Genomic DNA, 12,577 nt, shown 5'->3' on the forward strand with positions numbered 1-12,577 from the left:
CGGGACCAGAAGACCCTGACGAACAACGCCTGCATGGAAGGCTGCTATGAGGATACAGATCGTCCGATTCAGCACAGACGCCGAGCGGATTCCGGAGGTCGAAGAGGCCATCCGGCATCTGTTCGCCGCAGTCGAGGAGGCGGCACCGACCGGTCTGGAGTACACCGCGGCCCGGGTGGGGCACAGCGGCGACTTCCTGTTGACCCTCCGCCTCTCCGACGACCAGGCCAATCCACTCCTCGGAATCCAGGCAGCCGGGGAGTTCCGAAACAGGATCGCGGATTGGGCGGGTGGTCCGGTTCCGCCGCAGACCCTCACGCTGTTGGGACGGTACGTGGCGTGATTGCCGTACTCGACGGCGCGACGCTCGTCGCAACCGTCCTCTGCATCCTCGCCAACGGGTTCGAGGTAGTGGCGAAAATGGTCAGGGCGCAGTTCATGATGCGGAACGCCGCCGAGGTCGGCGTGGCACCACGGTGGATCCCGTACCTCGCGATGCTTGAGGGAGCGGGCGTCCTCGGTCTGCTGCTCGGCCTCTTCGGACTGCGCCTGATCGGACTGGCCGCCGCGGTCGGGCTCGTCGTGTTCTTCGTCGGCGCGGTGCTCGCCCACGTCCGCGCTCGGGTGTTCCACAACATCGCGTTCCCCGGAACCTTCCTGCTGCTCGCGGTCGCCGCCACGGCGCACTTCGCGGGGTAGGCGCAGCGCTACCGGGTGATTCCCCGACGGGCCCCGCGCTGGCGGGGCCCGTCGGCTCCTTCCGACGCCACACCCAGCGGTGTCAGCCGGAGACCGAGAAGCTGTTGGTGACGAAGTCCCGGCCCCCGGCGGACGAGGTGATCTCGTAGCCGAGTTGCACGTCCCCGATCGTCACGTCACCGAACCAGCCGCGGTCGCGGATCCAGGTCGCGACGGCCCGGATGTCGACCGTGCCGGAGTTGGTGTTACTGGTCCGGATGAACGAGTAGACCTGGTTGGACCCGTTCGAACCCCGGTAGACGTCCCACGAGTGCCCGCCGACCGAGGCCCTGACCTGGAAGCTGCCGAGCGGCCCGACCGGCCCGTACCTGTTCATCCAGAGCATGATCTCGTGGGCGTGGTCGCTGCTCCAGATGTCGTACGCCGTGGTGTAGGCGAGGCCGCTGCCGCTGGTCGGCACCGTCACGTTGAAGCTGCTGGTGACGTTGCCGAGGGCGCTCACCCGACGCCCGATGTACCGGGTCGCGTTCGGGTACGACTTGATTCCGCCGGTGTTCGGGTGGTTGGCCCAGACGCCCCAGTTGCTCGGCGAGTTGGCCCAGATGGTCTGCGGGCCGTGGCCGGATCCCCAGATGTTGTTGTAGAGCGTGTAACCGCCGCTGGACCAGGTGCCCCAGCGGTCGGTGGAACTCCAGACGGCGGCCTGGGCGGGCGCGGGTGCGGTGGTGACGGCCAGCACGACGGTGAACGCGAACGCGACGGCGAACGCGAGCGGGCCGATCGTCGGACGTGCGGTGCGCAACACGATGACCTCCTTTGTCTCCCCCGGCGCCGACGGGGCGGACGCCGGGGATGGCCGGAGCGGCCGAACGACTCGACTGCGGGCAGCCGAACCGGCTCGACTGCGGCGTGGAGATGGCGCGCGCGACATCGCTGATCGGAAAGTTAGTTTGATTTCCAAACTAAGTCAATAGATGGTTACCGATCACATTCGGGTGAAGCCGCGCCCCCTGCGATTGCATTGACGCATCCAAATCTGCACGCATACAGTTGACCTCACTCACGCTCAGTCATGGTCGCTGGTCCGTGCCGGTTCCGTCGCCGTCCTGGCGTCCGCCGCTCCGTACGACCGGCGGCTGTGGCCCCGCCCGGTACCCGTCCCGAAGGCAGGTCGCCGCCGTGCCCATCCCCGTCCCCACCGTGGTCAGCCACGACCGCCCCGGCCGCCGTCCCCGGTACGCGACCTTCTCGACCGGTTCGGCGTCGTACGCCCCGACAACCCTGGTCCCGGCTGGGCTGGTACTGGTCGCCACCGTCGCCCTCGCGATCGTGCTGCCCTCGACCGCCGTCCGGGCGGCCGCCACCCACGGCGGGACGGTCCCGGCCACCACCGAATCGGGCGCAGACACCGCCGCCGGGCCGGGACGGATCGGTGCCGCCGTCCGCCAAGTCCCCGCCGTCGAGGCGGCGACGCCGCTCTTCGAGGACGACTTCGAAGACGGCAACGCGATCGGCTGGTCCACAGTCGGCGGGCAGTGGTCCGTCGGCGGGCAGTTGACCGGCGACAGCAGCACCACCCGGGCGTACCGGCAGCGGTCCGGCAGCGCCCGGGCCACTGCCCGCAGCGGCGACGCGAACTGGACCGACTACACGGTCAGCGCACAGGTCATGCCAACCGCGCTGGACAGCGCTCGCTCCTCGATCGGGCTGCTGGCGCGGGTCCAGTCCAACACCAGCCACTACTACCTGAACCTGCGCGGCAACAGCCAACTCGAACTCGGCAAACTCGTCTCCGGGCGACCCACCGTGCTCGCCACCGCCCCGGTGACGGCAGCGATCGGCGGCTGGCAGACGCTGCGACTCGCCCTCCGGGGTGACCGACTCGTCGGGCAACTCGGATCCGCCTCGGTCACCGCCATCGACGCCCAGTACGCCAGGGGCCGGATCGGTCTGACCACCAGCTACGCCACCGGATGGTTCGACGACGTACTGGTGGAGCCGTCGGCGCCGGACATCCAGCCGCCGACCGCCCCCGGCCGACCGCAGGTGCTCTCCGTCGTACCGGGTGCGGTCACCATCACCTGGCCAGCCTCGATCGACGACGTCGGGGTGACGCAGTACTACGTCTACCAGGGCGACCAGTTCTACTCGCAGTACCTGGCCCGGGTCGTACCGGACAACACCCCGCTGACCCTGCAACTGGCGCCGACGGCAGCACAGACCCACTTCTCGGTCGCCGCTCGCGACGCGGCCGGCAACACCTCGGCCTTCTCTGCCCGCGCCTTCGTCCGGCAGCCGCCGACCTTCCCACGCAGCGGTGACGACACCGTCGCGCCGAGTCCGCCAGGCGCCCCCGTGGTCACCGCCGTGACCTCGGGCGGATACCTGGTCACCTGGGAACCGGCGACGGACGACATCGGCGTGGTCGAATACCACGTCTACCACGTGTTCGCGGTGGACGAGATCCGGGTCGAGGCCAAGGTCAGCACCAACACCGCCGTGATCGCGCCGCGTGGCGGTTACGAGACGATCTACATCGTCGCGTACGACGCGTCGTGGAACATCAGCATCAGTCCCACCGTGCAACTCCTTCCACCACCGACGCCACCGGCTGCCCGGTAGCGCCAGCCCGTCGGCGCCCAGCGGCGGCCGCGACGATGCCGGCCCGTTCGTCGGAGGGATCGCCGCCCTGGCCCTGGCCCTGGTCCTGGCCAGTCCGGCGTGGCTGCCGGTAATGCTCACCCGGTCGCCCGACTACACCGGCGGTGGCCCGATCCGGGTCGCGCTCGCGGTGCTCGACGGCGAGATCACCTGGACCACCTCGTGCACGCTCGTGGTGATCGGTGAGGTCGCCGTCCTGGCGCCGCTGACCACCGCGGTGATCGTGGCCTGGCGGTGGTCCCGAAGGCGGCGTACCCCCCGCGCCGACCCGGCGGCTCGGCGGATGGCCACCCGCGCGGGCCGGGCCGCCTCGGCCACCGGCGGTGAGCGGGCAGGCGCAGGGCTTCAGGGGCGATCGTGCAGGAACCAGGCGTCGGATCGGGTCAGGGCCAGGGCCAGTTCCCAGGGCGGGGACTCCAGGCTGCGGCCGACCGCCAGGTGCTGCAGAGCCAGCTGCCACGCCGGTTCACCCAACGCCGGCCGGCGGGTGGTGACGAACTGCAACATGGTGCCCCAGGAGGCCACCAGCTCGGCGCCCCACTCGCGTTCCCACTCACGGATCGCCGCTGCCAGAGCCCGGCGGCCCGGGTCATCGCCCAGGTCGGGGCGGGCCGCCTTCTCCATCGCACCGTGGTAGTCGAGCCAGGCCGGCGCCAGCCACTGGACCGGGGTCGGCAGCAGCACCAGCTGGGCGCCGCCGGGCGGGGTGAACCATCGACCGGTCCCGACGAGGTGGTCCGCCCGGCGCTGCGCCTGATCGAGGGCGACCGGGTCGGCCAGCAACCGCTCCCACGTCGAGCGCTCCACAGCGGCGAGCGAAAGTTCCAAAGACGGGTCGGGAGAATGGAGAAAGTCGGGCAGCCACAGATGCGCCTCTTCGGGTTGAATTCGCGAATTGAGCCCCGTCCAGCGGTAGATCGTCCAGGGATCGATGCCGTCCATATCAGACGAAGCCTGTTCCGCATCGACGTCCTGCCACTGCTCGTCGATCCGGGTGAGAACGGGCCACCGGCCGGTGCGGCCTAGCGCGGCCCGGGCGACTTGCCAGGCAGGAAGCAGCCGGCCCGGGTCGAGACCCGTGATCACCAGCGTGTCGCCGAGGCCCTCCTCGACCGGAAGGCCGTCCAACTCGGTCCCGTGTAGCACATCGGCGACATCCTCGGGGTGCTCCAGCACCTCGGTCATGGACGAAACGGTAGCGGACAGACACCGAAGAATGTTGATACCTGAACTCCGTCGCATAAGGGCGTGTCCCTTGGCGGATCGGTAGGCCAGGAAGACTCCCACCTGGCAGTTCTCGATCCGACCGGCGGCGCCGGAGTACTGCCGGGCCACCCCAGCCGATCGGATGCCCTTCCTCAGGAAGCCGGTGTCATCAACGACGTCCCAGTCCGCCCACCGCAACAACCGCTGCATCCCATCCGGCGACACGCCCCCGGCCTGCTCAGCCAAGGTCCAGCCGTTCTTACGGCCCAGGCCCGAGACCAGCCCACACAGGTACTGCCGCGCCCTCCGCCTCGGCTGGACCCGACGGAACCGCAGGCCGATCCGACCATGCAGCCGGTCCAGCTCCGCAGACCATCGCTCAACATCGACATCCGTCACGCGGAGTTCGACGAACGCGAGCACCACTCGACATGCTCAGTGCCGTTGCAGTATTAGGCGCCGGCCGGGCTGGGCTCCTCGCCGCGGACCGGCCCGGCTCGCGCTGTCGCACTGGCGACCCTGGTCATCCCCGGCAGCGGTTCCACCGTCACCTCGGTGGTGACCAGGAGATCGAGCCCGTCCAGCGTGCAGTCGGTGACCCTGGCGCTGTTCGCGGCGGCGACGGCCGCTGCCCGGGCACAGGCCCGATCCGCGCCCGCCAGCACGTGGGTGGCACCGGCGAGCGCGCCGAGGTCCGCCGCGACCCGAGCCTGGTGCCGGGCCACCCGGGCGGCGCCGATCGCCGCCGCGCCGAGGCTGAACACCACAAGTACCAGCCCGGCGGTGAGCAGCCAGAGGGTGGCACTGCCCCGATCGGACCCGACGCATCGTGGCAGTGGACGGCATCCTCGGTCGACAGAGCGCTGATCATCGGATCCGCCGTACCGCGCCCCGGCCCGGCCAGCCCGCTCGAACGGATCGACGACTGACGCGGTGACGGATCCGGGTCCGCGCTCGACCGGTTCGCCGTGCACCGTTTTGTCGTGCACGGCTTCGTCGTGCGTCGGATCGTCGTGCGTCGGATCGTCGTGCTCGGTGGTGACGGGTCGCCGCGCAGTTGACCGGCGCCGAATCCGGTCGCTCCAACTCCAGTCGAGGCTGTGACGGGCCCGGGGCGAGATCCGGTCTGCCGTCGTCATGAGAGCGGCTCCGGTGCGCCCGGTTCCACCGCCGCCACGGCGATCGCGCTCACCGTCAGCCGGGGCAACCGCGCACCAAGTGCCCGCACCGGTGCCCGTACGGTGGCCACCACCTCGTCACCCTGCACCGAGACCGACACCGTCGCACCCGGCGGTGCCGCCCGCGCCCCGGCGGGTACCCCGGAGGCACCGCGGGAGGCAGCCAGGGCCGCCTCCCGCGCCGCGTCCACGCACTGCCCCTTGGTGGTCACCGCGCTCACCGCCGTGAGCCCGGCGAGCAGCAGCAACAGCAGCGCCGGCAGGCCGGCCGCCAACTCGGCGGTGAACGAGCCCCGGTCGCGGTCGACCGGCCGGCGCCGGCTCACGACAGGGCCCGGTCGATCACGCTCGCCAGTGCGGCCTGCACCCGGCCGGAGGTGAGCACCTTCAGCAGGATCCCGGCGAACGCGACGGCGGCGAGGGTGCCGACGGCGTACTCGGCGGTGTTCATCCCGGCGTCGCCACGGAGCCGGGCGATCAGCTTGCGAAGCATGGAGTTCCCTTCTCGGATCGGTCACAACACGTCGCCGAGCACGGCGACGATCACCGGCACCAGGCCGGCGAGAATGAAGGCGGGCAGGAAACACAGGCCGAGCGGCAACACGATCAGCACACCGGCCCGTCGGGCCGCCGCCTCGGCCCCGGTCACCCGGTCGGCCCGCAGGTCGTCGGCGAGCCGGGTCAACGCACCGGCCAGCGCCGCCCCACTCGCCGAGGAGCGGACCGCTGCCGACGTCAGCCGCTCCGCGCCCGGCACAGGAGCGAGGCGCGCCCACGCCTCCTCCGGAGTACCGCCGAGCCGGAGGGTCCGACCGACCTCGGTGAGGCGCTCGCCGAGCGGGCCGGCGAGCGCCTCCGCGACCGCGCAGACGGCCCGTTCGACCGGTGCACCGGCCCGTAGTGCCGCCGCGAGCAGGTCGGCCGCGAGCGGCAGGTCGGCCGACTCACGCAGCCGACGCCGTCGCACGGAAGCTGGTTCGAGCCGGCGGAGCAACCGGTCGAGGCAGACCGCCGTGGCCACGGCGAGCAGTACGCCGAGCCACCCGCCGAGCAGAACTCCGGCCGCCAGCCCGGCGAACCCGGCGACCAGCCGGACGAGGTCGATCCGTCCCGACCAACCTGCCCGACTCCCGCCCGACCCGTGCCAGCCAGTCTCCGCACCGTGCCTGCCACTTTCCGACCGGTGCCCCGACGCTCGGTCGCCGCGCTCGTCGAGACGGTCGCCCGGATGACGCTTCCCTGGATGGAGGCTGCTGGTTTGGAGGCTGCTGGTATGGAGTGCTCGGCGATCTGTCGGCCCCGCTGCCCGGGTGGACGGCCCGACGGCGCCGAGTGCGGAGAGCCGCCTTCGCGACGACCGGCGGGCGGAGACCCCGACCAGCGCCAGCAGCAGGGCGAGACCGACCAGTACCACCGGAACCAGGGTCCGCATCGCCGTCAGCTCCCCAGGTTGGTGACCGAGGCGAACTGGCCTGCTTCCCGGCCGGTTGCGTCGCTACGGCCGGTGCCGCTGAGCCGTCCCGCCCAGAGGAGGCCGACGAGTTGCAGGATGACGGCACCGATCGCACAGGCGGCACCGATCGGGGTGTGCAACAGGATCGCCAGCGGGTCGACGCCGATGCCGTAGCCCAGAGCGATGCCTCCGGCCGGCAACCCCGCCAGCAGCCAGGCGGTGGCACGTGCACCGGCCGCCTGCGCCTCGGCGGCGGCCAGCCCTCGGTCCATTGCCCGCGCGTCGGCCTCGACCCGCTCCAGCAACTCGGCCAGGGGTGCGCCGGTCTGCTCGGCGAGGCGTACCGCCGCCCGGGCGAGACCGGCGAGTCGGTCGGCCCCGTCGGCAGCCAGCATGACCGTCGACGGCGGCAGCCCGGCTCGCAGCTCGGCGGCGAGGCCGCAGAGTGCATCGAGTTGGCCGCGACGGGCCCGTTCGGCCGATCGGCCGGCCCGGCTGCGCAACAGACCGCGCACCGCCATCCCGGTGTAGGCGGCCACGGCGAGCGCCGCGACCGAACCACCGGCCAGCGCTCCCCCGAGGCCGCCCAGCACGACACCGACGACCACGACCCGCCAGGGCGGCACAGAGGCGAGCAGCCGATCCAGTGCCGTCGACCAGGAGCTTCGTGGGCCTGTCGGGCTGGCCCCTGCCGGCCCGTCACCTCGCTGGTGGCGCCACCCGGGGCCGAGGCGCGTGCCGGCACGCTGGCCGATCACCCTGTGGCGCCGCGCCCGAGCGCTCGCCGGCCAGCCGACCAGGAGCGCCGCACCCGCCAGGCAGGCAGCCGCCAGCCACCATCTCGTCACGGCTTACCCCAGGTGATTTCGCGGCGGGCGGAGGGCTGCGGCCAGGACCGGGAACCGGTAGCGGCGGAGCCGGCAGTGACACCGGAGCAGCCGGTCCGACCTGTGCCGACTGCCTCCAGCAGGGGCGGCACCGGTACTCCCCGCTCGGCGAGCAGCGCCGCCAGCGCCGGAGCGGCCGGCCCGAGACCCCGGTCCCGACGCCAGGCCGGTACGACGGTGACCAGCCGCTCCGGACCCGCCGGCAGCAACAGGCAGACCGCCTCCAGCACCCGTCCCGTCGACGCGCGGCGGACCTGGAGCAGCACCTGGAGTGCGGCGGCCACCTGGGCGTGCAGGGCCGGCCGGGGCAGCCCGCCGAGCAGGCCGAGTGCCTCCAGCCGGGCCGGTACGTCCGCCGGGGCGTTGGCGTGCAGGGTGCCCGCCCCGCCGTCGTGCCCGGTGTTGAGGGCGGAGAGTAGGTCGACGACCTCGGCGCCCCGGCACTCACCCACGACCAGTCGGTCGGGACGCATCCGTAGGGCCTGTCGCACCAGGTCACTCAGCCCGACCGACCCCGCACCCTCCACATTCGAGGTTCGGGCCTGAAGGCCGACCACGTGTGGATGCACCGGCCGCAGTTCGGAGGCGTCCTCGACCAGCACGATCCGCTCGGTCGGCGGCACCAGCCCGAGCAGGGTGTTCAGCAGCGTCGTCTTGCCCGAGCCGGTCCCGCCGACCACCAGGTAGGCGAGCCGGGCGGCGACCACCGCCGCGAGCAGCGTGGCGGCGGCACCGGGCAGGGTGCCGTGGCGTACCAGGTCGTCGAGGGTGAACGGACGCTGCCGGAAGGTACGCAACGACAGGTAGGGCCCGCTCGTCGCCACCGGCGGCAGTACGGCGTGCAGGCGGGTACCGTCCGGCAGCCGGGCGTCGACGTACGGGCTGCCCTCGTCCAGCCGTCGGCCACAGGCGGCGGCGAGCCGTTGCGCGAGCCGGCGTACCTCCTCGGGGCCGCCGAGCGGAACCGACACCGGCGACAGCCCGGCTCCCCGGTCGACCCAGACCTTGGTCCCGTTCACCAGTACGTCGGTGACCTGCTCGTCGGCGAGGAGCGGAGTCAGCGGGCCAGCCCCGACGAGGTCGTGGTGCACCCGGGTGGCCATCCGTAACACCGTGGTGTCACCGAGGACGGCCGCCCCGGGATCGGCACGTACCGCCGCGACGACGGCGGCCGGAGTCACCGTCGTCCCGTCGGCGGCGAACCGGCGTCGGACCCGCGCGGCGAGATCCTGCCTCATGGCCGGGCCTCCTCGATGCGGACGGCCCGACCAGGGATGGCGTGAGGGCGGACAACCCGCCGCTGGGTCGCGTGAGGGCGGACAGCCTGCACACGAGTCGGGTGAGGGCGGGGTGCCCGGTTCCGGATGCTCATCGCGCCTCGGCCGGAACGCCGGCCGCACCGGTGAGGTCGGTGATGATGCGCTGGCAGAGCGCTGCCAGCGGGCCGCGCCCGCCCGCCGCCGGCGCCTCGCCGCGTTCCAGGCTGCGGCAGAGTCCCGGCTCGGGTCGCAGCGTGCCGACCAGTGGTAGGTCGAGCGCCCGAGCCACCTCGCGGGCCTTGAGCCGGCCCGGGGCGGGGCCACGCACGATGACCGAGAGGTTGGCGCAGTGCAGCCCCGCGACCGCGACCACCCGGGCCGCCGACGCGGTGGCCCGCAACTCGGCGGGGACCAGCACGAACCCCTGGTCGGCCGCCTGGAGTGCGATCACCGCCGCGTCGTCGAGCTGCCGGGGAAGGTCGACGACGACCAGGTCACGGCCACGCCGGCCGGCATCCATGGTGGCCGCCATCGCCTCGACCGGCAACGCCAGCAGATCGCCGCGATCCCAGGAGAGCATCACCAGGTCACCCCGGCTGGGCAGCGCCCGGACCAGCGCGGGTGCGTCGACGCGACCGTCCGCCTCGGTGAGCGCGGGCCAGCGCAGCCCTTCCAACTGTTCCCAGCCGAGGACCAGGTCGAGGCCACCACCGAGCGGGTCGGCGTCGACCAGCAGCGTGCGCAGGCCGCAGCGGGCGGCCGTGATGGCGAGCCCTCCGGCCAGTACGCTCGCACCGGCCCCGCCGCGCCCACCGATCACCGCGACGATCCGGGCCGGGCCACCCACCGCGCCCCGACCGGTGACGCATTCGCCGAACCGGTCGACGAGCCAGGGCTCGGCCGCTGGCAGCACGGCGACGTGTTCGGCGCCGAGCAGCTCGGCGACCTCCCAACCGCCGTCGCCCTCCCCCGCGCGGCCGACCAGGATCACCCGGGGTCGCCTGGGCAACCTCGCCCGCAGGCAGGCCTGTGCCTGGTCGGTGCCGACCAGCACCAGCGGCGCGGCGGCCCACCGGGATCGGGCCGATGCCGGGTCGGCGGCCACCTCCACCTCGCCGCCAGCGGCCGCCGCCAACCGGAGCAGCTCGTCAAGTAGCTCGTGGTCCGAGGTCACGACCAGGGGCAGGCGCGGTCCGGAACGGACCGGGGTACGCGGTGGCATCACGTCCTCCAGCGGTGGGATCCGGCTCCAACGGGCGGTCCGGCTACCGCCACACCCTGGCGTCCCGCACCTCCGTCCACCGACACGGAAATCCGTCCTGTGGATAACTGGAGTGGCTGTGGACAACGCCCGTCGAGTCAGTGGATCTGGTATGCGCGCCACGAGGCCGACGTGATCCCGGCAACGGGTACGGACGGGGCGTCCGGGTACCCGAGGAAGCTCGCCGGACTGCGGCGACCAGGTCATATCCGCCGACGGCGGGGGTACCCGAGCCCAGCGGGCCGCTGCCGCGCCAACGCAAGGAAGCAAGCACGCCAGCCGTGGCAAGCCGTGCAAGCCAACGCAAGCCGTGCAAGCCACGCAAGTCGTGCAGGGATCGGGAAAGGGAGCCGTGATGGCGCAGTCCGTGCGGATGACCTCGGTGGTGCTGGAACCCGCCGCGCAGGAGGTGGTCCGGATGACGGCGAGTCCGCCGTATCCGTTCCAGCTGGCGCCGGAGAAGGGTCGGGCGAAACTGGTCGAGATGCAGTCGGGCAGCATCCCCCGCCCAGAGGTCGACATCGAGGACATCGTGGTGCCGGGTGGCCCGGGCGGGCAGGTACCGGTCCGAATCGTCAAGCCCCAGGGCGCCGGCCGGCTCGGCGGCACGGGCGCGGGGCTGGGCGAGCGCCTCCGCGCCGCCGCCCAGGAGATGATGCGACCGCGCGGCATCGGTGGCATGCTGCCGGCGGTGCTCTACCTGCACGGCGGGGGCTGGGTCTTCGGCGACTCGCTCACCCACGACCGGCTGATCCGAGAACTCGCGGTCCGGTCCAACTCGGCGGTCGTCTTTCCGGAGTACAGCCGGGCGCCGGAGGCGCGGTATCCGATCGCGGTCGAGGAGTGTTACGCGGTAGCGCAGTGGTTGGTCAGCCAGGGCGACAACTACGGCCTGGACCCGACCCGGATCGCCATCGCGGGCGACTCGGTGGGCGGCAACCTGGCGACGGTGGTGACGATGCTGGCCATCCGGCGGGACGGGCCGCGCTTCGCCCAGCAGGTACTCCTCTATCCGGTCACCGACGCCGACTTCGACACCCCGTCCTATCAGGAGTTCGGCAGCGGTTACTACCTGTCCCGGGAGCAGATGATGTGGTTCTGGGACCAGTACCTGCCGGACCGGGCCGAACGGTCCAACCCGACGGCGTCACCGCTGCGGGCCGGTCCGGAGCAGCTCCGGGAGATGCCGCCGACCCTGATCACCACGAACGAGGTGGACGTGCTGCGCGACGAGGCCGAGGCGTACGCGGCGAAGCTGCGCCAAGCCGGCGTACCGGTGACCCAGGTGCGCTACCAGGGCAGCATCCACGACGTGGCGATGCTGGACCCGCTGGCCACCACCCAGGCCGCGCAGGCGGTCACCGCCCAGGCCGCGTCGACGCTCGCCCGGGCCCTGCACCACGAGTAGCCGCCCGTCTGGGCGCGGGGGCGTCTGGGCGTACGTCGGCCGAGGACCACCCGGAACGAGCGACTGGAACCGAGCCAGATCGGCCTCGTCCTCGTATGGTTGGCCTGGTGAAGACCCTCCACACGGCGTACCGCGTCTCGGACCTCGCCGCGTCGCTCGCCTTCTACACCGCGCTCGGGTACGTCCAGGTCGGCCGGGTCGACATCGGGGACGGCGCGAGCCTGAGCGTTCTCAAGTTTCCGGACGAGGATGTCGTGTCGCTGGAGCTGGTGCACCGGCCGGCCGACGGGCCGGTGGACCTGGGCACCGGGTTCAGCCACCTCGTCGTCCAGGTCGACGACCTGGCCAGCACGGTGGACGCCCTGATCAGGGCCGGCCTCTGGCCGGGGCCGATCGAACGACCCGCCGGCTCGTACGGTCCGCAGACCTCGTGGCTCACCGACCCGGACGGGTACCGGATCGAGTTGGTGCAGTGGCCACCGGGGCACGCCGCCGGAATCACCGCCGCCGACTTCCGATAGCACCTGGCCTGGGCCGGTCGACCCGGGTTGGCCGGGCGCCGTCG

General features: G+C 72.3%; 15 protein-coding genes and 1 pseudogene. 5 read left to right on the top strand and 11 right to left on the bottom strand.

The genetic code is table 11. The features are described 5' to 3' along the window. Window positions 1-46 precede the first annotated feature (46 nt). A complete protein-coding gene (locus CLT71_RS20010; protein WP_101368444.1) occupies window positions 47-343 on the top strand; it encodes a hypothetical protein in 297 nt (98 codons plus the stop codon). Then, complete coding sequence (locus CLT71_RS20015) at window positions 340-699, top strand: DoxX family protein (protein WP_199187661.1); 360 nt, start codon at window positions 340-342, stop codon at window positions 697-699. The genes CLT71_RS20010 and CLT71_RS20015 overlap by 4 nt, the downstream gene beginning before the upstream one ends. An 82-nt stretch (window positions 700-781) precedes the next feature. Here the strand turns inward: CLT71_RS20015 and CLT71_RS20020 are convergent, their stop codons facing one another. Beyond that, complete coding sequence (locus tag CLT71_RS20020) at window positions 782-1,504, bottom strand: glycoside hydrolase family 12 protein (protein WP_486483361.1); 723 nt, start codon at window positions 1,502-1,504, stop codon at window positions 782-784. 374 nt (window positions 1,505-1,878) lie between these two features. On the opposite strand from CLT71_RS20020, the gene CLT71_RS20025 reads away from it, so the two are divergent. After that, entirely contained in the window at window positions 1,879-3,321 is a 1,443-nt protein-coding gene (locus CLT71_RS20025) for a fibronectin type III domain-containing protein (protein ID WP_101368446.1), read from the top strand. Window positions 3,322-3,453: 132 nt separating this feature from the next. Here the strand turns inward: CLT71_RS20025 and CLT71_RS20030 are convergent, their stop codons facing one another. From CLT71_RS20030 to ssd, 10 genes and pseudogenes are all read right to left on the bottom strand, one after another. Further along, window positions 3,454-3,678, bottom strand: coding sequence for a hypothetical protein (locus tag CLT71_RS20030; RefSeq protein ID WP_101368447.1), 225 nt, complete (start codon window positions 3,676-3,678; stop codon window positions 3,454-3,456). 27 nt (window positions 3,679-3,705) lie between these two features. After that, the gene (locus CLT71_RS36550; RefSeq protein WP_486483701.1) at window positions 3,706-4,602 is read right to left on the bottom strand and encodes a DUF4253 domain-containing protein; all 897 of its coding nucleotides are present in this window, start codon (window positions 4,600-4,602) and stop codon (window positions 3,706-3,708) included. Next, a pseudogene (locus CLT71_RS38130) lies at window positions 4,594-4,965 on the bottom strand (transposase); the annotation flags it as partial. The pseudogene CLT71_RS38130 and the gene CLT71_RS36550, both read right to left, overlap by 9 nt. Window positions 4,966-5,018: 53 nt before the next feature. Then, window positions 5,019-5,540: an Rv3654c family TadE-like protein gene (locus tag CLT71_RS20040; RefSeq protein WP_486483702.1), complete on the bottom strand. Its 522-nt coding sequence runs from the start codon at window positions 5,538-5,540 to the stop codon at window positions 5,019-5,021. Between the two features lie 161 nt (window positions 5,541-5,701). Further along, window positions 5,702-6,070, bottom strand: coding sequence for a TadE family type IV pilus minor pilin (locus tag CLT71_RS37515; protein ID WP_199187662.1), 369 nt, complete (start codon window positions 6,068-6,070; stop codon window positions 5,702-5,704). Further along, the gene (locus CLT71_RS20050; RefSeq protein WP_101368449.1) at window positions 6,067-6,237 is read right to left on the bottom strand and encodes a DUF4244 domain-containing protein; all 171 of its coding nucleotides are present in this window, start codon (window positions 6,235-6,237) and stop codon (window positions 6,067-6,069) included. The genes CLT71_RS37515 and CLT71_RS20050 overlap by 4 nt, the downstream gene beginning before the upstream one ends. A 21-nt stretch (window positions 6,238-6,258) precedes the next feature. After that, entirely contained in the window at window positions 6,259-6,849 is a 591-nt protein-coding gene (locus tag CLT71_RS38135; protein ID WP_486483703.1) for a type II secretion system F family protein, read from the bottom strand. A gap of 332 nt (window positions 6,850-7,181) precedes the next feature. Further along, the gene (locus tag CLT71_RS20060; RefSeq protein WP_101368451.1) at window positions 7,182-7,823 is read right to left on the bottom strand and encodes a hypothetical protein; all 642 of its coding nucleotides are present in this window, start codon (window positions 7,821-7,823) and stop codon (window positions 7,182-7,184) included. 218 nt (window positions 7,824-8,041) lie between these two features. After that, on the bottom strand, window positions 8,042-9,322 hold the full coding sequence (locus CLT71_RS20065; protein WP_101368452.1) for a TadA family conjugal transfer-associated ATPase: 1,281 nt from the start codon (window positions 9,320-9,322) through the stop codon (window positions 8,042-8,044). Between the two features lie 130 nt (window positions 9,323-9,452). Further along, window positions 9,453-10,517: a septum site-determining protein Ssd gene (ssd, locus tag CLT71_RS20070; RefSeq protein ID WP_199187931.1), complete on the bottom strand. Its 1,065-nt coding sequence runs from the start codon at window positions 10,515-10,517 to the stop codon at window positions 9,453-9,455. A 442-nt stretch (window positions 10,518-10,959) separates the two neighbouring features. On the opposite strand from ssd, the gene CLT71_RS20075 reads away from it, so the two are divergent. Together CLT71_RS20075 and CLT71_RS20080 are read left to right on the top strand one after the other, a co-directional pair. Then, window positions 10,960-12,012, top strand: coding sequence for an alpha/beta hydrolase (locus CLT71_RS20075; RefSeq protein ID WP_101368454.1), 1,053 nt, complete (start codon window positions 10,960-10,962; stop codon window positions 12,010-12,012). Window positions 12,013-12,119: 107 nt separating this feature from the next. Beyond that, a complete protein-coding gene (locus CLT71_RS20080) occupies window positions 12,120-12,533 on the top strand; it encodes a VOC family protein (protein WP_101371623.1) in 414 nt (137 codons plus the stop codon). The last annotated feature ends 44 nt before the right edge of the window (window positions 12,534-12,577 follow it).

The sequence above is a fragment of the Plantactinospora sp. CNZ320 genome, from assembly GCF_002846275.1.

Excerpts from the sequence above, each read along its gene's own strand:
- CLT71_RS20065 (WP_101368452.1), bottom strand. The coding sequence starts at position 9,322 with ATGAGGCAGGATCTCGCCGCGCGGGTCCGACGCCGGTTCGCCGCCGAC.
- CLT71_RS20075 (WP_101368454.1), top strand. The coding sequence starts at position 10,960 with ATGGCGCAGTCCGTGCGGATGACCTCGGTGGTGCTGGAACCCGCCGCG.
- CLT71_RS20050 (WP_101368449.1), bottom strand. The coding sequence starts at position 6,237 with ATGCTTCGCAAGCTGATCGCCCGGCTCCGTGGCGACGCCGGGATGAAC.
- CLT71_RS20010 (WP_101368444.1), top strand. The coding sequence starts at position 47 with ATGAGGATACAGATCGTCCGATTCAGCACAGACGCCGAGCGGATTCCG.
- CLT71_RS36550 (WP_486483701.1), bottom strand. The coding sequence starts at position 4,602 with ATGCGACGGAGTTCAGGTATCAACATTCTTCGGTGTCTGTCCGCTACC.